16 protein-coding genes are annotated in these 18,890 nt (G+C 60.3%); 9 read left to right on the forward strand and 7 right to left on the reverse strand.

What is annotated here, in order from left to right:
* Nucleotide 1: 1 nt before the first annotated feature.
* The 3 genes from N1037_09130 to N1037_09140 all read left to right on the forward strand — a co-directional run bounded on the left by N1037_09130 (nucleotide 2) and on the right by N1037_09140 (nucleotide 3,665).
* Complete coding sequence (locus N1037_09130; protein UWS81152.1) at nucleotides 2-2,134, forward strand: malate synthase G; 2,133 nt, start codon at nucleotides 2-4, stop codon at nucleotides 2,132-2,134.
* Nucleotides 2,135-2,212: 78 nt separating this feature from the next.
* A complete protein-coding gene (locus tag N1037_09135; protein UWS81153.1) occupies nucleotides 2,213-2,638 on the forward strand; it encodes a heme-binding protein in 426 nt (141 codons plus the stop codon).
* Between the two features lie 244 nt (nucleotides 2,639-2,882).
* Nucleotides 2,883-3,665 (forward strand): gamma-glutamyl-gamma-aminobutyrate hydrolase family protein, encoded by a 783-nt coding sequence (locus tag N1037_09140; GenBank protein UWS81154.1) that lies wholly within the window; start codon nucleotides 2,883-2,885, stop codon nucleotides 3,663-3,665.
* A 286-nt stretch (nucleotides 3,666-3,951) separates the two neighbouring features.
* Here the strand turns inward: N1037_09140 and N1037_09145 are convergent, their stop codons facing one another.
* Both N1037_09145 and N1037_09150 read right to left on the reverse strand, forming a co-directional pair.
* Entirely contained in the window at nucleotides 3,952-6,189 is a 2,238-nt protein-coding gene (locus N1037_09145; protein ID UWS81155.1) for a molybdopterin-dependent oxidoreductase, read from the reverse strand.
* Nucleotides 6,190-6,193: 4 nt separating this feature from the next.
* Nucleotides 6,194-6,658 carry a (2Fe-2S)-binding protein gene (locus N1037_09150; protein ID UWS81156.1) on the reverse strand — a complete coding sequence of 155 codons (465 nt, stop codon included), beginning with the start codon at nucleotides 6,656-6,658 and terminating at the stop codon, nucleotides 6,194-6,196.
* Nucleotides 6,659-6,772: 114 nt separating this feature from the next.
* Here N1037_09150 and N1037_09155 point away from each other — a divergent pair, with 114 nt between their 5' ends.
* On the forward strand, nucleotides 6,773-7,369 hold the full coding sequence (locus N1037_09155; protein ID UWS81157.1) for a TetR/AcrR family transcriptional regulator: 597 nt from the start codon (nucleotides 6,773-6,775) through the stop codon (nucleotides 7,367-7,369).
* 208 nt (nucleotides 7,370-7,577) lie between these two features.
* Here N1037_09155 and kynA read toward each other — a convergent pair whose 3' ends face one another.
* From kynA to N1037_09175, 4 genes are all read right to left on the reverse strand, one after another.
* The gene (kynA, locus tag N1037_09160) at nucleotides 7,578-8,435 is read right to left on the reverse strand and encodes a tryptophan 2,3-dioxygenase (GenBank protein UWS81158.1); all 858 of its coding nucleotides are present in this window, start codon (nucleotides 8,433-8,435) and stop codon (nucleotides 7,578-7,580) included.
* Between the two features lie 148 nt (nucleotides 8,436-8,583).
* A complete protein-coding gene (gene kynU, locus N1037_09165) occupies nucleotides 8,584-9,777 on the reverse strand; it encodes a kynureninase (GenBank protein UWS81159.1) in 1,194 nt (397 codons plus the stop codon).
* A 124-nt stretch (nucleotides 9,778-9,901) separates the two neighbouring features.
* The gene (locus N1037_09170; GenBank protein ID UWS81160.1) at nucleotides 9,902-10,276 is read right to left on the reverse strand and encodes an MmcQ/YjbR family DNA-binding protein; all 375 of its coding nucleotides are present in this window, start codon (nucleotides 10,274-10,276) and stop codon (nucleotides 9,902-9,904) included.
* Nucleotides 10,277-10,289: 13 nt separating this feature from the next.
* On the reverse strand, nucleotides 10,290-11,042 hold the full coding sequence (locus N1037_09175; protein UWS81161.1) for an SDR family oxidoreductase: 753 nt from the start codon (nucleotides 11,040-11,042) through the stop codon (nucleotides 10,290-10,292).
* Nucleotides 11,043-11,193: 151 nt separating this feature from the next.
* On the opposite strand from N1037_09175, the gene N1037_09180 reads away from it, so the two are divergent.
* From N1037_09180 to N1037_09200, 5 genes are all read left to right on the forward strand, one after another.
* A complete protein-coding gene (locus N1037_09180; GenBank protein UWS81162.1) occupies nucleotides 11,194-12,180 on the forward strand; it encodes an MBL fold metallo-hydrolase in 987 nt (328 codons plus the stop codon).
* A 221-nt stretch (nucleotides 12,181-12,401) separates the two neighbouring features.
* Nucleotides 12,402-12,851 carry an isoprenylcysteine carboxylmethyltransferase family protein gene (locus tag N1037_09185; protein ID UWS81163.1) on the forward strand — a complete coding sequence of 150 codons (450 nt, stop codon included), beginning with the start codon at nucleotides 12,402-12,404 and terminating at the stop codon, nucleotides 12,849-12,851.
* 232 nt (nucleotides 12,852-13,083) lie between these two features.
* Nucleotides 13,084-14,655, forward strand: coding sequence for a Re/Si-specific NAD(P)(+) transhydrogenase subunit alpha (locus tag N1037_09190; GenBank protein ID UWS81164.1), 1,572 nt, complete (start codon nucleotides 13,084-13,086; stop codon nucleotides 14,653-14,655).
* Between the two features lie 13 nt (nucleotides 14,656-14,668).
* Nucleotides 14,669-16,102 carry an NAD(P)(+) transhydrogenase (Re/Si-specific) subunit beta gene (locus tag N1037_09195; protein ID UWS81165.1) on the forward strand — a complete coding sequence of 478 codons (1,434 nt, stop codon included), beginning with the start codon at nucleotides 14,669-14,671 and terminating at the stop codon, nucleotides 16,100-16,102.
* A 260-nt stretch (nucleotides 16,103-16,362) separates the two neighbouring features.
* On the forward strand, nucleotides 16,363-17,643 hold the full coding sequence (locus N1037_09200) for a DUF3422 domain-containing protein (protein UWS81166.1): 1,281 nt from the start codon (nucleotides 16,363-16,365) through the stop codon (nucleotides 17,641-17,643).
* Here the strand turns inward: N1037_09200 and N1037_09205 are convergent.
* Complete coding sequence (locus N1037_09205) at nucleotides 17,579-18,664, reverse strand: YeeE/YedE family protein (protein ID UWS81167.1); 1,086 nt, start codon at nucleotides 18,662-18,664, stop codon at nucleotides 17,579-17,581. The genes N1037_09200 and N1037_09205 overlap by 65 nt on opposite strands.
* Nucleotides 18,665-18,890 lie beyond the last annotated feature (226 nt).

An 18,890-nucleotide genomic window follows, 5' to 3' on the forward strand; every position in this document is an offset into this window, starting at 1 on the left:
AATGAGCACGATGCGCAGGATCGAGGGGATGCAGGTTGCACCCCATTTGGCGGAGTTCATTGAAAGCAAGGCACTGCCTGGTACTGGTGTGTCGGCGGCGGCGTTCTGGGCTGGTCTGTCTGGGCTGGTCAATGGCATGGGCGGTGAAAACCGCGCCCTCTTGGCCAAACGCGCTGAGTTGCAGGGGCAGATTGATGCCTGGCATGTGGCCAACCGCAGTGCAGCGCGCGATGCCGCAGCTTATGAAGCCTTTTTGCGTCAGATCGGCTATCTCTTGCCTGAAGGCGATGATTTTGAGATCGAGACCGAGAACGTCGATGCCGAGATCGCCTTTACCCCCGGTCCACAGCTGGTGGTGCCAATCACCAATGCGCGCTTTGCGCTGAACGCGGCCAATGCCCGCTGGGGCTCGCTCTATGATGCGCTATATGGCACCGACGCCATGGGCGATCTGCCAAAGGGCGGTGGCTATGATGCGGCGCGCGGCGACCGGGTGATTGCCTGGGGTCGTAGTTTCCTGGATGAAACCTTCCCGCTGCAAAGCGGGTCCTGGAGCGATATCACCGAGCTCGCCGTTGCGGAGGGGGCTTTGGTGCCCGCGCTCAAGGAAGTCAGCCAGTTTGCCGGGCACGTTGGTGATGCCGCTGCCCCAACGCGGGTTCTGCTGAAAAACAACGGGTTGCATGCGGTGATCGAGGTGGACGCCGCAGGCAATATTGGCGCCACGGATGCTGCCGGGATCAATGACATCACGCTTGAATCGGCGCTGTCCACCATCATGGACTGCGAGGACTCGGTGGCCTGTGTCGATGCCGAGGACAAGGTGGTGGCCTATTCAAACTGGCTGGGCCTGATGAAACGGGATCTGGCAGAAGAGGTTAGTAAAGGCGGCAAAACCTTTACCCGTGTCTTGAACGCTGATCTTGCCTACACCAGTGCCGGCGGAGAGGCCGCCAGCCTCAAAGGCCGCTCCCTGTTGCTGGTGCGCAATGTTGGCCACCTGATGACCAACCCGGCCGTATTGGACAGCGAAGGCCGCGAGGCGGGCGAAGGCCTGCTGGATGCGATGATCACCGTGATGATCGCCATGCATGATCTGCAGGCAGAGGGGGGCAATTCGCTGCATGGCTCTGTTTATGTGGTCAAGCCCAAGATGCACGGCCCCGAAGAAGTGGATTTTGCCTGCCGCATCTTTGATCAGGTTGAGGCGGCGCTGGGCCTGCCGGCCAATACGGTCAAGATCGGCATCATGGATGAAGAGCGCCGCACCTCGGTCAATCTGAAGGAATGCATCCGCGCCGCCAAATCTCGCGTGGCCTTTATCAACACCGGCTTCCTGGACCGCACCGGGGATGAGATCCATACCTCAATGGAAGCAGGGGCGATGTTGCCCAAGGGCGAGATGAAAAACACCCCCTGGATTGCCTCCTACGAGGACCGCAATGTCGATATCGGTCTGGCCTGTGGTCTCAAAGGCCGCGCCCAGATTGGCAAGGGAATGTGGGCGATGCCGGATCTGATGGGGGACATGCTGGCCGCCAAGATTGGCCATCCCAAATCCGGTGCCACCTGCGCCTGGGTTCCGTCGCCAACCGCTGCAACGTTGCATGCAACCCATTATCACCAGTTTGATGTGCTGTCGCATCAGGATGCGCTGCGCGCGGCTGGCCCCCGTGGCACGCTGACGGACCTGCTGGATATTCCAGTGATGCAGGGGCAAAACCTGTCGGATGAACAAATCACCCATGAGATCGAAAACAATGCCCAGGGCATTCTGGGCTATGTGGTGCGCTGGGTCGATCAGGGTGTTGGCTGCTCCAAAGTGCCTGATCTGAACAATGTGGGGCTGATGGAAGACCGCGCCACCTGCCGGATCTCCAGTCAGGCGCTGGCCAATTGGCTGCACCACGAGGTGGTGAGCGAGCAGCAAGTGATGGCCGCGATGCAAAAGATGGCTGCCGTGGTGGACCAGCAAAACGCCGGGGATGCCAGCTATCGGCCCATGGCGCCCGGCTTTGACGGCATTGCCTTCCAGGCCGCCTGTGATCTGGTCTTCAAGGGGCGCGTCCAACCCTCTGGCTATACCGAGCCTGTGTTGCATGCCCGTCGTCTTGAGCTCAAGGCGGTCGGCTAACACAGTAATAGAGACTGGGGGCAGGGCGCGGTCCTGCCCTCTTCCCTTATTCTTGATCCTGACCAGAAGGATACGACCATGACAATTTCCCTGCAATCTGCGCAGATCATTATCAACACAGCCCTGGCCAAAGGCCGTGAGATGGGGTTGAAACCTCTTTCCGCCGTGGTGCTGGATGGCGGTGGCCATGTGCAGGCCTTTGCCCGCGAAGACGGCGCTGCACCTGGGCGTTTTGCCATCGCCCATGGTAAGGCCTATGGCGCGGTAATGCTGGGCATGGCAGGCACAGCGCAGATGGCCCGCGCCGAAGCCCAGGCCTATTTCATGGCGGCGGTGAATGGCGTGTATGGTGGTCAGGTGATCCCTGTGCCCGGTGGCGTGTTGCTGCGCGACGATAGCGGCGCGGTCATTGGTGCCGTCGGCGTCACCGGCGATACCTCTGACAATGACGCCATTGCGGCCATGGCAGGGATCGAAGCGGCTGGGTTGATCGGCGAGATCTGATCTCACGTGCAAAACCTGTGGCTCAACAAGGGACGTCGCGCTGTGCGGCGTCCTTTTGATTCTCAGGCTTGATTTTTCGGCGCAGGTGTTGTTTCCGATCTGCCCTGTTTTGCCGCAGATCCCCCGATGACGCTACGACGTGCAGAATTGAACAGTAACCTGCGCGCAATCCGGTCGCTTGTGTGGTTGCGGGATCCCGGGGGAGGCCTTAGCCTTGCTATGTTTTAACACATTCGGAGTCCCCATGGCGCGTCCCAAAGTTGGCATTATCGGCAATTCCTATCTGCTCAACGATCAATATCCGGCACATGCTGGCGGCACCATGAATTCTGAGGCCGTGGCCGAGGTTGCTGGCTGTATGCCGCTGCTGATCCCCTCGGACCCGCGGTTCCTGTCGGTCGAGGAGCTGTTGCATAGCTTTGACGGGTTTTTGCTCACCGGGGGGCGGCCCAATGTGCACCCAAATGAATATGGCGAGGCAGAGACAGAGGCCCACGGGGCTTTTGACCGGGCGCGGGATGCCATTGTGCTGCCTTTGGTGCGGGCCTGCGTTGAGCGCGGCCAGCCCTTTCTGGGGATCTGCCGGGGCTTTCAGGAGGTCAATGTGGCCATGGGCGGCACGCTCTACCCTGAGATCCGCGACCTGCCGGGGCGAATGAACCACCGCATGCCCCCCGATGGCACCCTGGAAGAAAAATTCGCCCTGCGCCACCCGGTGAAGATGACCAGCGGTGGTGTCTTCAATGATGTCTTTGGCGCAGATGAGGTGATGACCAACAGCCTGCACGGCCAGGGCATCAAAACCCCGGGGGCGCGCATCGTGATTGACGGCTATGCCCCCGATGGCACGCCTGAGGCGATCTATGTTCAGGATGCACCGGGCTTTACCCTGGCGGTGCAGTGGCACCCGGAGTGGGACGCCAACAATGATCCGGTCTCGCGCCCGCTGTTCCAGGCCTTTGGCGCAGCGGTCCATGCCTGGGCCAATGGCACCCCTGCGGCTGGCGAACTACTGGAAACAGGTTAAAAGTCCTGCCATCACAACGGTGATTTCGGGCTTGTTGGTTGCGCGACTGCGAAGGCAGCTCTGCGGGAACAGGCCTGTGGTTTCTGGTGCGTCAGTTGAAGTCAGAAATGCGCGCCAGTGAGGGTAGGGGGGCTTTCCCTTAAATGACTGATATAAATTAACTTTTATTCGATTTTGGGCGGGGCTTGAGCTGGCCTGGATCGCGCAGCGTTTCCAGATCCCCCCACCAGTGTTTAGCTCACTGGTGGGGTGTTGGGGGGATCTGGCAGCGTCTTGTTCGGGCTACCTACAAAAGGCTGAACTGTTTGTTCAGGGGCAGTTCCCGCGCGCGTTTCCCTGTCAGGTCAAACAGCGCATTGGTCAGGGCCGGTGCCGCTGGCGGGGTGCCGGGCTCGCCAGCGCCGCCCATGTGTTTTTGCTGCTGCAAAACCGCCACCTCGACCGAGGGCATGCTGGGCATGCGCATGGCGTCGTAATCGGGGAAGTTCTCCTGTTCTACCGCGCCATTGTCAAAGGTGATCTCGCCAAAACAGGCCGCCGACAGCCCATAGGCGAGGCCACTGAACAGCTGTGCTTCGGTGTTTTGCGGGTCCACCACCAGGCCAAGGTCGGCGGCAATCCAGGCCTTGGTGATGGCAATATCGCCGTCGCGATCGGCCACTTCGATGACCTGCGCAACCGGGGTTCCAAAGCTGTAGGCCAGGGCGACGCCCCGACCGATGCCTGCGGGAGTTGTGCCAGTCCAGCCGGACATATCGCGCACAGTTTCCAGGACTTTGGCGGCGGGCTCCCATTCGGCACGGGCCAGCTCCAGGCGGAACTCCAGCGGGTCGCGGCCGGCCTTATGGGCCATCTCATCAATAATACTGTCAGAAAAGAACCCGTTGAACGACGCCGCCACCGAGCGCCAGAACCCCACCGGGATCATCGGCTTGGCGATATAGCCCTCGACACGAAAGTTCGGGATCGCCAGGGGCTGGTTAAAGGCTGCGTCCACATGGCCCTTGTCCGGGCCGGACATTGGCAGGCCCAGCATCCGCCCGGCACCCTCCTGGGTGGTGGACTGGGCTGCGATCTTGCCATGCACCATCACGGCTTTGCCATCCTTGACGGCGGCGCGGTAGCGGCCAATGGCTCCGGGGCGGTAATAGTCGTGGCGCATATCTTCTTCGCGCGACCAGGTGAGTTGCACCGGCGTGCCTTTCAGCTGTTGGGCAATCTGCACGGCGCGGTTGGTGTAATCCACCTCAATGCGGCGACCAAAGCCGCCGCCCAGAAAGGTGGTATTGACGGTCACGGCCTCAGGGTCCAACCCGGTGAGCGCGGCGGCAGCTTTTTGCACCACCGTTGGCCCCTGATTGGGGGCCCAGATCTCCAGCGCATCCCCGGTGTACAGCGCCGTGGCGTTCATCGGTTCCATGGTGGCATGGGCCAGATAGGGCAGGCGATATTCGGCCTCGATCAGCTCAGCCCCGTCAGGCAGGCTGTCCACGTCGCCGTCATCGCGCATGGTTGAATTGGCGGAGCCGTCAAAGGCGGCTTCAATCTCGGCAAAAATCGCATCGGTGGTTTTGGGGTAGGTTGCAGGCTCCCAGTCCACCTCAATAGCCTCAACCGCCTGTTGTGCCAGCCAGGTATTGCTGCCCACAACGGCCACCGCATCGCCAAGATCCAGGATCTGCTCGACACCTGCCATGTCCTTGGCGGTCGAGGCATCAAAGCCGCGCATACCAGCGCCAAAATGTGGGTTCTGTTTGATGGCGGCGAATTTCATGCCTTCAATGCGGGTATCCACACCAAAACCAGCGGTGCCGGTGACCTTGGCAGTCATATCAATGCGCGGCACGGGCTTGCCGATGTATTTCCACTGGGCTGCGGGGCGTAGCTCGGGCTCTTGCGGCTCAAGAGCGGCGGCCTCTGTGGCCAGTTCAGCATAGGAGAGTTTTACATCGCCCGGCGCCAGAACATATCCGTTCTCGGTTTCCAGCAGGGCGCGAGCCACGCCAAGCCGTTTCGCGGCCGCCTCTTTCAGGGTTTCGCGGGCGCTCGCACCAGCCAGCCGCATACGGGTAAAGCCATCTTTCATCGAGGAGGAGCCACCCGTGACCTGCAGGTCGAGAAATTTGGAGAAATTCCCGACGATCTGCCCCAATGAATGCTGAAAATCGCTGGCGTTATAGCCGCGCCCGGGCAGGGCCTCGGCCATCATGGCGCTGTTGTAATAGGCCTTGGCGGCGGGGCCATGGATCACATTGACCTGTGCTGGGTCTACATCCAGCTCCTCGGCGATCAGCGCAGCCCATGAGCTGCGCACGCCCTGGCCCATCTCAGCCCGGGGCGCGATCAGGGTGACGCCGGACTGGTCAACAAAGACAAAGGGGTTCAGCACTGCCTTGCCTTCACCCGGCTCCAGCGGGTTAGGGGCGGGCTGGTGGTATTTATAGGTGCCAAAGGCAACCCCGCCCAGAATGGCGGCAGAGCCGACGAGGAAGCTGCGGCGGGCGATTTTTTTCAAGCTGGCCATGAGATCAGGCCTCCTGCATCATTTTGGCGGCGGAATGGATGGCGGCGCGGATACGCGGGTAGGTGCCACAGCGGCACAGGTTGCCCTGCATTGCCTCGTCGATATCGGCGTCGCTGGGGCTGGGGTTTTCTGCCAGCAGGCTCGCGGCCTGCATGATCTGGCCGGACTGGCAGTAGCCACATTGTGCCACCTGATGCGCCACCCAGGCCTGCTGGATCTTGGCCATGTTGTCTGGGCTGCCAAGTCCCTCGATTGTGGTCACCTCCCCCTCGACATCGCCAAGGCTCAGCTGGCAGGAGCGCATCGCCTCGCCGTCCACCTGCACGGTGCAGGCACCACAGGCGGCCACGCCGCAGCCAAATTTTGTCCCCGTCAGGCCGATCTCGTCGCGCAGCACCCAGAGCAGAGGCACATCATCGGGCAGATCCACCTCATGGGTCTTGCCATTGATACGGAGCGTTTTTGACATGGGACTGGCCTCTTTGCTGGGTCCGGGAGCTGGGGTTGGTATTTCTGACAAAATGCATGAAATGTGTCAGGCTGTCAATTGACAAAAACCTGTAAAACTGTCAGAAGCGAGTCTATGACGTTTTCAGCCCCCGATACCAAGACAGACACCAAGACACAGGCCATCCTTGCCGCCGCCTGGGCAGGCTTTTCCGCCTATGGGTTTCGCAAAACCTCAATGGATGACATAGCCCGGGGAGCCGGCATGTCACGCCCGGCGCTCTACCTTCATTTCAAAAACAAAGAGGCCATCTTTCGTAGCCTTGTTGAAAGCTACTATGCCGAGGCCGCGCGCGAGGTTGCGACGGCCCTGAAAGCGGAGGGGGACCTGGCGCAGCGTTTGGCGCGTGCCTTTGCAGCCCATGGCGGCGAGACGATGGAAGCGATGATGTCTTCGGCACATGGGATGGAGCTGTTTGAGGCCACCCTGAATGTGGCTGGTGATATGATCGAGGAAGGCGAAGCGCAGTTGCAGGGCATTTATGCCCAGTGGCTGCAGGAGGAAGCTGCGCGGGGGGTAGTTGTCCTGACGGCTGATGCGGATGCCCTGGGGCGTTTGTTCTGCGCCTGTCTCAAAGGGATCAAACACACCGCACAAAGCTACGATGGCTATCGTGTCGGTGTGGCCAATTATGCGGCACTGTGCGCCCAAGCCCTGACCCCCGCAGGCTGAAGGGGGAGGGGGCCGGCAAACTGAGTTCCCTGTTGCTCCAGCACTGAGGTACAGCGTATTGCGCTGACGCGCCGCGCGTCAGCGCGGCGCCGGGCCCAACGGGATCCGACATCTGTGATGTCGCGAGACGGGCGGGAGCCCCCCGCCTTTGTTTTGCCAGCCACCGTATTGCCAGCCTCTGTGCAGCTAAGCTCAGTTTTACCTGCGGTTACAGCGTGGTGCGCAGGTGCCAAAGCTCGGGGAACAGCTCTACCTCCAGCATCCGTTTGAGGTAGTTGACCCCGCCGGTGCCGCCGGTGCCGCGTTTAAAGCCAATGACCCGCTCCACCGTGGTCACGTGATTGAACCGCCAGCGGCGGAAATAGTCTTCAAAATCCACCAGTTTCTCGGCCAATTCATAAAGCTCCCAATGGTCCTCGGGGGCGCGGTAGACCTCGGACCAGGCGGCCTCTACCGCTTCGCTGGCCTGATAGGCCTCTGATAGGTCACGATTGATCACTGTGTCAGGCAGGGCGAAACGTGCATGCAGCGCCCGCAACGCCACATCATAGAGCGACGGCTGTGCCAGTTCGGCCTCCAGCAGCGCCACCAGATCAGGGCGGTGGGCATGGGGCTTCAGCATCGCCTTGTTGCGGTTGCCCAGCATGAACTCGATCAGCCGGTACTGATGCGACTGAAAACCAGAGCTTTGCCCCAGGGCATCGCGAAAGGCGGTGTAATCCGAGGGCGTCATGGTGCGCAGCACATCCCAGGCAGAGTTCAGCTGCTCAAAAATCCGCGCCACCCGCGCCAGCATCTTGAACGCCTGTCGCGCTTCGCCCTTGATCAGCCGCGCGCGCGCCGCCTGCAGCTCGTGAATGGCCAGCCGCATCCACAGTTCGGATGTTTGGTGCTGGATGATGAACAGCATTTCATCATGGGTGTCGCTCCAGGGTTTCTGGGCAGTCAGCAACATATCCAGTGACAGGTAGTCACCATAGGACATACGGCCGTCAAAATCCATCTGGGCGCCGTCATCGGCGGGGTTGAAGGGGCAGCCCTGGGGCGTGGTCTTGGAATCGCTCATGGGATTCCTCCTTTTCCAAATTGAAGTATAGCTCAGGAAAGGGATAAAATCCGTTTGTTCAGGGTGCCGCATTGGGCCAGGCGACGCCACAGCGCCACCCAGCCAAAGGGCCGGCACAGGGGCAGCGCTTTGGTGCCGGGCAGGTTCATCAGGTCACGGCCGCGCGGATTTTATATTCGGGTTTGTCCCACAGCCGGTTGTTCATCACATCGGCAATGATCGCCACCGCGCCATCGACATCGCCCTCATCAATATACAGCGGGGTAAAGCCAAAGCGCATGATATCCGGCGCCCGGAAATCGCCAATGACGCCACGGGCAATCAGCGCCTGCATGGCCGCGTAACCATCTTCAAAGGCAAAGGAGACCTGGCTGCCACGGGCCGCACCGTCGCGCGGCGAGGCCAGGGTCAGCTCGGGGCAGGTCGCCTCAATCCCGGCAATAAAGCGATCGCACAGCGCGATCGAGCGCGCCCGCAGCGCCTGCATATCCACCTGATCCCAGATATCCATCGAGGCCCCAAGGGCGGCCAGCTGGATCATCGGCGGGGTGCCAACGCGCATGCGTTCAATGCCGTTGCCGGGGCGATAGTCGAGATCAAAGGCAAAAGGCGCCTCATGCCCCAGCCAGCCCGACAGGGCCGGGCGGGCGCTGTCCACATGGCGCGGCGCGACATAGATAAAGGCCGGGCCTCCGGGGCCAGAGTTGAGGTATTTATAGGTGCAGCCGACGGCAAAATCCGCGTTGCACCCGGCCAGATCCACCGGCAATGCCCCGGCGGAATGGGCCAGATCCCAAACCGTCACCACGCCCTGTGCATGGGCCAGCTCGGTCAGGGCTTTCATGTCGTGTTTGCGTCCGGTGCGATAGTCCACCTCGGTGAGCATCAGGACAGCAATTTCGTCGGTGATGTTTTCTGCCACGTCCTCGGGGTTCACCACCCGCAGCTCATAGTCTTCGCCCAGGGATTTCAGCAGGCCCTGCACGATATAAAGATCCGAAGGGAAGTTGCCATTGTCTGACAGCACCACCCGGCGGTCGGGGGTCATCTCCAGGGCAGAGGCAACCGCCTGGTAGACCTTGATTGACAGGGTGTCGCCCATCATCACATGGCCCGGCTCGGCGCCGATCAACCGTCCGATGCGATCGCCAATGGCACCGGGTTGCTGCATCCAGCCGGCCTTGTTCCAGCCGGTGATCAGCATCTTGCCCCATTCATCCTCGATCATCGCCGAGACGCGATCCTTGGTGGCCTTGGGCAGCGGGCCCAAAGAGTTGCCATCGAGGTAGATCATTCCCTCGGGCAGGTCGAACATCGCCTTGGTGGCAGCAAAATCAGTCATCGGGGCCTCGCTGGATCGTGAAGTATTTCAAGCTTAAAGCTTTTGTATTTCGTATCCGATCCGATCTGGTCTGTCCAGTGTCTCTTGCAGGGGGAATGCCAGGAACAGGGCCAGGAACTGGGTGTCAGGCCTTTGGCGCGGGGTCTGGAATGCCCAGTGCGGTTCTTTTCTTCTTGGACAGGCCTGCGGTGACCATCTGATAGGACAGGGTGATACAGTCGCGCAGCTCTTCCTCGCTGAGACCATCTTTGGCAAATTGTTGCAGCCATTTCATCCCACGCGAGGCCAGATAGGGAGCAGGGCGCACACCGGGGCGTTCCTGCAGCACCTCAAAAGCGATCTCTCCGGCCTTGAAGGTAAAGGCGTCGTCGCCATCGGCCCAGCCGCAGACGGCAAAGAGCTTGCCGCCTGCTTTCCAAACGTCGGAATTGCCCCATTGCACCACATGCTCCGCTGCGGGAAAGGTGGCGCAGAACTGGTTGAACTCCGCCCTGTTCATCTTGTCAGCCTCATCAGGTCTGCCCACCTGCGATTTCGATGGTCTGGCCGTTGATGGACTGCGATCCTGGACCACAAAGCCACATGGCGGCGGCGGCTACTTCCTCTGGTTCGATCAGGCGTTGGTGGCGGTTGGCATTGACCATGACCTTGAGCGCCTCATCCTGGCTGATGCCGGCACGCGTCGAGATCGAAGTGATGTTGCGGTCGACAATCGGGGTGTCCACATAGCCGGGGCAGATGGCATTGGCGGTGATCTGGCTGCCCATGTAATCCTCGCTCAAAGCCCGGGTGAGGCCAATCATGCCGTGTTTGCTGGCGCTGTAGCAGGCGCCGCCTTTCAGCCCGCGCAGGCCGGCGATAGAGGCCACGGTGATGATCCGGCCCCAGTCGGTCTGATGCATGGACTTCAGGCATTCGCGAATGGTCAGAAAGGCGCCATCCAGATTGGTCGCCATCATGTTGCGCCAGAACTCCATGGTGGTTTTGTGCAGGGATTTGCCCTCGGCCACGCCGGCATTGGCGACGCAGATCTGGATCGGGCCACGGGCCTCGACTGCGGCGGCGACTTTGGCAATGATGTCGTCCTCGTTGCGCACATCCATCGCCATGGGGTGCAGGCCCGCCGTTGCGACCTCTTCCAGCACCTCCTGGCGGCGTCCGGTGATGGTCACCTGGGCACCCTGTGCCGCCAGAGCCTTGGCAATGGCCAGCCCAATGCCAGTGCCCCCGCCGGTGACCAATGCGTGTTTGCCGTTCAAATCCATCTTTTGTCCTCCTGTTTGTCACAGGGTATCGCCGGGGCACAGCTGCGCAAGCGCGCCGTTCCGTCACAGAGGCAATGGCAGAGCGCAAAATCTATTTACAATCATATTCGCAAGTGTGAATTATTTGTCTGAACAAAAATGGGAGGATGCCATGACCAATACCGCGTTGAGTCGGCTTTTGACGCCGATATATGCCGCAGGGCTGACAGCATATGTTGCAGGGTTGCCAATTGCAGGTCTTGCCAGTGAGGATATTGCGGATCAATACCCCCAGTCCGAGCTGTATTCCAAGCCTGTCGAGGTGATCCCGCATGTATTCTCGGCCATCGGGGCCACTGCGCCGCCGACCTATGAAAACGCCGGCCACAATAACAACCTCTCCTTTGTCGTGACGAACGTGGGTGTCGTGGTGATCAATGCCGGGGCCTCGGATGCGCTGGCAGCGGCTTTGCACGCAGAGATCAAGGCGGTGACGGATCAGCCGGTTGTTTTGGTCATCAACGAAAATGGCCAGGGTCATGCGGTGCTGGGCAACGGCTATTGGCGCGACCAGGGCGTAGACATTCTGGGCCATGCCGATGCCATTGCCGAAACCCAGAAAAATGGCGATTTCATCCTGCAGCGCATGCAGGCCTATAACAAGGACCGCGCGGGCGACAGCCGCATGGAACATGCCAACCTCAGCTTTGACGATCGCTATGAGCTGAGCCTTGGCGGGCTGGATATTCAGGTGCTGCATTTGGGCCCGGCCCATGATCCGGGCGATGTACAGGTGTGGATTCCTGCTTGGAAGATCATGATTGCCGGCGATATCGCCTTTCATGAGCGCATGTTGCCGATCTTTCCCCATACCTGCACCAGCTGCTGGATTGAGACCTGGGTCGAGAAGCTGGAACCCATGGCGCCAACCTATGTGATCCCAGGCCATGGCCATCCCACCAATCTGGACCAGGTGCGGCGCTATACTCTGGACTATCTGAACGATCTACGCAGCAAGATTGGGGCGCATATCGAAGACGGTGGCGATCTGGCCAGCGCCTATTATGTTGACCAGCAGCAATGGCGCGGGTTGGACACATTTGACGAGTTGGCCACCAAGAATGCCGGGCGCGTGTTTGAAGAGATGGAGTGGGAGTAGGTCAATATGACCTACTCACGTCCCCCCATTTTTCTGGTAGACGGGCGCTCGCGCGAGAGCGGGCCGGGAACGAAGTTGTGATATGGCTTTAAAAACGAGCATACCGTCCTTTTATCTGGACAGTATTTGCTGAAGCGCTGGACCTTGCCCGGGGTTCTGGGGAAGGTGCCGCAAATTGGCCGCGCAGCTCTGCTGTGCGGCTTTGAGGAAAGAGACATGATATGAAATGGATCGACCTACCACCGGTCTGGCTGGCGGGCTGCATTGCTTTGGCCTGGGGGCAGGCGCAGTATCTGCCACTGGGGCTGGGGTTTGGCCCGGTATGGGCGGATCTGCTTGGTGGGCTGCTTGTCGGTGGCGGGCTGGTGCTGATGGCGCTGGCGGTTACCGAAATGCGACGTCAGAAGACAACGCTCATGCCCCATGAAACGCCAAGCAGGCTGGTGCAATCGGGTATCTTTACCCGCAGCCGCAACCCAATCTATCTGGGCGATGTCATGGTGCTGGCGGGGCTGATCCTGTATTTCGACGCGGTTCTTGCGTTGCCGCTGATCCCGGTGCTGACCTGGATCCTGGAGAAACGCTTTATAATCGGTGAGGAAAACCGGATGCGGCGGACCTTTCGCAGTGACTGGGCGCGCTATGAGCAAAAAGTGCGACGCTGGGTCTAGCCCTGGGTTAGTTGCGATAAAAGGGTTGGTTTTCTATTGTAGCCTCACAAGAGAGGGTCGGTTGTAGAATCTGACCCAGTTTAGTTGAGTGGTGCAGAAATGCGGCAATGCGGCAGTGATATGCGGCGACGCAGCGAAACCATTGCGCAAAAATATTGCGCAGGATAGTCATAATGTTTGCGATCCGTACCCGGGCAATGCTGGGGCGGGCAGGACGAGGGGGACCGACAAGGTGAAAATTGGAACACCCAAAGAGGTGATCAACGGCGAGGCGCGTGTCGCTATGACGCCCGATTCTGCGCGTCAGCTGCAGAAACTGGGCTATGACTGCGCCATTGAAAGCGGTGCGGGCCAATTGGCCGGCTTTAGCGATGCGACCTATGAGGAGGCCGGTGTTGAAATCATCAAGACTGCCGCCGCTTTGTGGAAGGCATCAGATATCATCGCCAAGGTACGCCAACCCAATGAGGCTGAGCTCAAGCGGCTGAACTCAAAAAAGACACTGATTTCTTTCTTCAATCCCGGCGGGAATGAAGAAGGGCTGGAACTGGCCAAATCCAAAGGCGCCAGCGTTATTGCCATGGAAATGGTGCCACGTATCAGCCGCGCGCAGAAGATGGACGCGCTGTCCTCGATGGCGAATATCGCCGGCTACCGCGCGGTTATCGAAGCAGGCAACAACTTCGGCCGCTTTTTCACCGGTCAGATCACAGCCGCGGGCAAGGTGCCCCCAGCTAAGGTCCTGGTGGTAGGCGCCGGCGTTGCTGGTCTTGCAGCCATTGGCACCTCGACCAGTCTGGGGGCCATTACCCTGGCCTTTGACGTACGCCCCGAAGTGGCTGAGCAAGTTGAGTCCATGGGCGCCGAGTTTGTCTATCTCGACTTTGAAGAAGAGCAGGCCGATGGGGCGTCTTCCGGTGGCTATGCCTCGGTCTCCAGCCCAGAGTTCCGCGAAGCCCAGCTCGCCAAGTTCCGGGAACTGGCACCAGAGGTGGATATCGTTATCACCACGGCTCTGATCCCCAACCGCGAAGCGCCAGAGCTGTGGACCGAAGACATGGTCGCCGCGATGAAGCCTGGCTCGGTCATTGTTGACCTGGCCGCGGAAAAGGGCGGCAATTGCAAGCTCACCGTGATGGATGAGAAAATCGTCACCGAGAATGGCGTCACCATTATCGGCTACACCGATTTCCCATCCCGCATGGCGGCCCAGTCGTCGACTCTTTACGCCACCAACATCCGCCACATGATGACTGACCTGACCCCTGAAAAGGACGGCCAGATCAATCACGACATGGAAGATGACGTTATTCGTGGCTCCACCGTGACCCATGGCGGCGAAATCACCTTCCCACCACCACCGCCAAAGGTGCAGGCGATTGCCGCCAAGCCCAAAGAGGTTGCGCCAGAGCTGACGCCAGAAGAAAAGCGCGCCGAAGAAGTGGCGGCCTTCAAGGCTCAGACCAAGAACCAGGTCACCCTGCTGGCCGTGGGCGGTGCCTTGCTGCTGGCTGTTGGTCTGGTGGCCCCTGCCAGCTTCATGCAGCACTTTATCGTCTTTGTGCTCTCGGTCTTTATTGGTTTCCAGGTGATCTGGGGCGTGGCGCATAGCCTGCACACACCACTGATGGCGGTCACCAATGCGATTTCGTCGATCATTATCCTGGGCGCGCTGATGCAGATCGGCTCGGGCAGTTTCCTGGTGATCCTGCTGGCGGCCCTGTCGGTCTTTATGGCTGGGATTAACATCTTTGGTGGCTTCCTCGTCACCCGGCGCATGCTTGCCATGTTCCAGAAATCTTAAGGAGGCTACAGAGATGGAATATGGATTTACCACTGCCGCCTATGTGGTCGCGGCTGTTCTCTTCATCCTCAGCCTTGGCGGGCTGTCCGGCCAGGAAAGCGCAAAACGCGCGGTCTGGTACGGGATTGTCGGCATGGCGCTGGCGGTTTTTGCCACCCTTGTTGGCCCGGGCTCCGGGCTCTGGCTCTTGTCGATCGTGCTGATCGCCGGTGGCGGCGTTATCGGCTACCAGCTGGCAACTCGGGTACAGATGACCCAGATGCCCGAACTGGTTGCTGCGATGCACTCTTTGGTTGGCCTGGCCGCGGTCTTTGTGGGTCTTATCGCCCATATCGAACTGGGTCGTGTCCTAGCCATGGACGCAGAGGCCAAACAGGCGCTGGACGGCTTTGCCAAGCTGTTGGCCAAGAAAGACGGCGTCGAGATCGCCATCCTGCGGGTTGAGCTGTTCCTCGGCATCTTCATTGGTGCGGTGACCTTTACCGGTTCGGTTGTGGCCTATGGCAAACTGGCAGGTAAACTGACCTCTTCGGCGGTGAAACTGCCCGGCGGTCATATGCTCAACGCTGCTGCGGCGGGCGTGTCGCTGATCGCGCTGATCTGGTACTTCAACACTGGTGGCTTTGTGCCGCTGATGCTGATGACGCTGGCAGCCCTGTTCATCGGCTATCACCTGATCATGGGCATCGGCGGCGCCGATATGCCAGTGGTTGTCTCGATGCTGAACAGCTACTCGGGCTGGGCCGCGGCTGCGATTGGTTTCTCCCTTGGCAACGACCTGCTGATCGTGGTGGGGGCGCTGGTTGGCTCTTCCGGTGCGATCCTGTCGTACATCATGTGTAAGGCGATGAACCGCAGCTTTGTCAGCGTTATCCTGGGCGGCTTTGGCGGCACAGCTGGTCCGCAGATGGAGGTCGAAGGCGAGCAGGTGGCCATCGACGCCGATGGCGTTGCAACCGCGCTGGACGAGGCCGATAGCGTCATCATCATCCCCGGCTACGGCATGGCAGTGGCACAGGCGCAGCAGAACGTGGCGGAACTGACCCGTCGCCTGCGGGCCAAGGGCAAAACCGTGCGCTTTGCCATCCATCCGGTTGCGGGCCGTTTGCCCGGGCACATGAACGTGCTGCTGGCTGAAGCCAAAGTTCCCTATGACATCGTCATGGAAATGGATGAGATCAACGAGGACTTCCCGGAAACCGATGTGGCCATCGTCATTGGCTCCAATGACATCGTCAACCCGGCGGCCCAGGAAGATCCCAACTCTCCCATCGCTGGCATGCCGGTTCTGGAATGCTGGAAGGCGAAACAGGTCTTTGTCTCCAAGCGCGGCCAGGGCACCGGCTACTCCGGCATCGAGAACCCGCTGTTCTTCAAGGACAATACCCGGATGTTCTATGGCGATGCCAAGGCCTCGCTGGATCAGTTGCTGACAATGATCCAGTAACAGACCGGTCATAACTCAGACCAAAGGCGCGCCAGAGAGATCCGGCGCGCCTTTTCTTTTTTGACTTCATTTGGCTGCAACTCCCCCGGATGGGGCCATCGGCGGTAGGCAAAAACTTTGTTGGGTTTTCCTGAGTTTTCGATGGGCCCCAATGGCTTTGTATACCGTCGTACCCTGGTAACATATTGAAATAAAAGACTTCTGTACAGATAATCTCTGAATCGCTATGGTGGCTTCACCTTTTTGGAGACCTCTGCGCCATGCCCCCGATCCCAGACCATCCTTTGCGCTACTCTTCGGCGAATGAGCTGCACGCCAGGCCTTTTCCAGCGATGAAAAGCCCCAGCACGGTGGTCTATCTGGCGGTGAAGCAGCCCAGCGAGGCGGTGCGCCGGGATCGCGGGCTGGATTTGCAACATCTCACCGATCTGCTGGATCGCCATGGCGCGCCACATCCGCAACCCGGCGCGACGCATCACTCGGCGCAACTGGGGCGCCATACCCTGAAATGGGAGCAACACACCGAATTCGTCAGCTACACGCTCTATGACGATGGCATCAGCAAGCGCGCCTTTGATCCGGCGGATTTTGATGTGTTCCCCTCGGACTGGCTGGAGGAGGCCCCGGGTCACCGGGTCACCTCGCTGATGATCCGGGTCCTGCCGCGGCCAGAGGACAAGCGGATCAAGACCGCATTGAAGGACTGGTTTGTTCCCGAAAGCCTGGCGGTGGCCGAGGTGCTGGATAACAGCGCTGTGGTTGCCGGAGATTTCCGCATTGATCCGGCAGGGCATATGCGGTTTGCACTGTTTGCCAATGCCACAACCGGGTCGCAGCGCATCGGGCGACTGGTCCAGCGGATCTGCGAGATTGAGACCTACCGGGCCATGTCGATGCTGGGGTTTTCCCGGGCGCGGGGCCTCAGCCGCGATATCAGCGAGCTGGATACCCATCTCAGCAAAATGATGGCGGAGATGACCTCTGACACAGCGCCCGCTGAACAGACCCTGACACAGCTATTGACGGTCTCGGCGGAACTGGAGGCCATGGCGGCGCGTTCGGCCTTTCGATTTGGCGCGACTGGCGCCTATGAGGCGCTGGTCAATCAGCGTATCAGTCTGCTGCGCGAGATGCGCTATGGCGGTTTTCAGATGTTTTCCGAATTCATGCTGCGCCGATATGAACCCGCCATGCGCACGGTGAAGTCCACGGAGAAACGTATTGGTACCCTGGCAGATCGGGCGCGGCGCGGCGGCGAGCTACTCAGGACGCGGGTTGATGTAGAACGGAGTGCGCAGAACCAAGCGCTTTTGGCCAGTATGGACCGGCGGGCAGATCAGGCGCTGCGGCTGCAACACACCGTAGAGGGCCTCTCGGTGGTGGCTATTGGCTACTACGCCGTGTCACTGGTGTCTTACCTGATGTATCCCCTTGCGCAGGCTCTGGGCCAAAGCAAGGGGATGTTGACCGCACTGATCACTCTGCCGGTTGTGGGGCTGGTGTGGCTGGCGATTCAGCGGATAAAGAAGCAGCTGCACTAGACCCGTCCCGCAGCAGCCGGTGGGCCACAATGCCGCCGAGGGCAATGGCGGCTAGCGCCAGCGGTGCCGCAACACCCAGGGTGGAAATCCCGGCAAGGCCCGCCCCCAGGGTGCAGCCCCCGGCCAGCACCCCGCCAAAGCCCATCAGGCTGGCGCCCAGCATGTAGCGGCCGGTCTGGCGGGGGCTGTCAAAGCTCTGCCACCGGAAGTCCCGGCGCAGCAGGGCGGTAAGCAGGGCGCCGACCAAAACGCCGCCGATCAGCCCAGGGCCAAAGCCCGCAGGCAGGGCGCTGGAGGCAATGACATAAAACAGCCCCTCAGACATTGGCGCGGTAAAGGACAGGCTCTCCATGGCGATGGGGTCAAATTCGTCAAACAGCACAAATCCGGTGGTGACCCAGGCCAGTGGCACCAGCGCCCCGATCATGGCGCCGCCCAGCAGCGCCAGTGCGGAATTTTGCGACCGCAGGGCCAGCCAAAAGGCAGGCAGGACAATTACAGCGCTCCACAGGGGGGCACCACCGGGCAGGGCGGCCAGGGTTGCATAGTCTCCCAGCTGGACAGTGTAGCCGCTCAGAAGACTGCGCAGGGGGGCCAGGACACCTTTGAGCGTGGCATGGGCGACCAGGGCAAAGATCCCGATGCAGAGCAGCGCCCGCAGGTTGCCAGTACCGCTGAGCACGGTGAGGCGGGAGATACAGCCCCGTGTCAGCACCATGCCGATGCCAAACATCACGCCGCCAACGGCAATGGCCAGCAGCGGCAGCTCTGAGGCCAGCAGGCGGTGGCCGTCAAAACTGATCCAGCCTTGGGTCACGGCGGCCTGAGTGCCCAGAACTGATACGGCCAGAGCCAGGGCCCAGATGCCGGCTGCCTGACGGCGGTCCTCGCCAATCAGGGCACGGCGAAAGCAAAACCGGGTGAGCTGCGCCAGCACCCCAAAGCCCAGCCCAAGCGCGAGGGCAAAATACAGCGACGCCAGTCGTGGGGTGGTCTCTTCAAAACCCAATGTCTCAAACATCGCAGACTCCCGTTTAGCAGCGAATTGGAATTATTTCCCGAAATGAGGCCAAATTCCCGCGCAAGCAAGGGGCATGCCCCACTTATGACAGGGGGCGGGGGTGATATTGTTCTGCTTTAGCTGGGATGGCTGGTCTTTTCTCCTGCGCCCGCTGGGGCAGGGCGAAACAATTTGGCCGCCCCCTCGGGGACGGCCAAAATCTATGTTCTTATTTGAATATGTCTCA

This window comes from Phaeobacter sp. G2 (assembly GCA_025163595.1).
Classification (GTDB): Bacteria; Pseudomonadota; Alphaproteobacteria; order Rhodobacterales; family Rhodobacteraceae; genus Pseudophaeobacter.

Excerpts from the sequence above, each read along its gene's own strand:
- N1037_09140 (UWS81154.1), top strand. The coding sequence starts at position 2,883 with ATGGCGCGTCCCAAAGTTGGCATTATCGGCAATTCCTATCTGCTCAAC.
- N1037_09200 (UWS81166.1), top strand. The coding sequence starts at position 16,363 with ATGCCCCCGATCCCAGACCATCCTTTGCGCTACTCTTCGGCGAATGAG.
- N1037_09195 (UWS81165.1), top strand. The coding sequence starts at position 14,669 with ATGGAATATGGATTTACCACTGCCGCCTATGTGGTCGCGGCTGTTCTC.
- N1037_09135 (UWS81153.1), top strand. The coding sequence starts at position 2,213 with ATGACAATTTCCCTGCAATCTGCGCAGATCATTATCAACACAGCCCTG.
- N1037_09145 (UWS81155.1), bottom strand. The coding sequence starts at position 6,189 with ATGGCCAGCTTGAAAAAAATCGCCCGCCGCAGCTTCCTCGTCGGCTCT.
- N1037_09150 (UWS81156.1), bottom strand. The coding sequence starts at position 6,658 with ATGTCAAAAACGCTCCGTATCAATGGCAAGACCCATGAGGTGGATCTG.
- N1037_09155 (UWS81157.1), top strand. The coding sequence starts at position 6,773 with ATGACGTTTTCAGCCCCCGATACCAAGACAGACACCAAGACACAGGCC.
- N1037_09205 (UWS81167.1), bottom strand. The coding sequence starts at position 18,664 with ATGTTTGAGACATTGGGTTTTGAAGAGACCACCCCACGACTGGCGTCG.
- kynA (UWS81158.1), bottom strand. The coding sequence starts at position 8,435 with ATGAGCGATTCCAAGACCACGCCCCAGGGCTGCCCCTTCAACCCCGCC.
- N1037_09170 (UWS81160.1), bottom strand. The coding sequence starts at position 10,276 with ATGAACAGGGCGGAGTTCAACCAGTTCTGCGCCACCTTTCCCGCAGCG.
- N1037_09180 (UWS81162.1), top strand. The coding sequence starts at position 11,194 with ATGACCAATACCGCGTTGAGTCGGCTTTTGACGCCGATATATGCCGCA.
- N1037_09130 (UWS81152.1), top strand. The coding sequence starts at position 2 with ATGAGCACGATGCGCAGGATCGAGGGGATGCAGGTTGCACCCCATTTG.
- kynU (UWS81159.1), bottom strand. The coding sequence starts at position 9,777 with ATGACTGATTTTGCTGCCACCAAGGCGATGTTCGACCTGCCCGAGGGA.
- N1037_09185 (UWS81163.1), top strand. The coding sequence starts at position 12,402 with ATGAAATGGATCGACCTACCACCGGTCTGGCTGGCGGGCTGCATTGCT.
- N1037_09175 (UWS81161.1), bottom strand. The coding sequence starts at position 11,042 with ATGGATTTGAACGGCAAACACGCATTGGTCACCGGCGGGGGCACTGGC.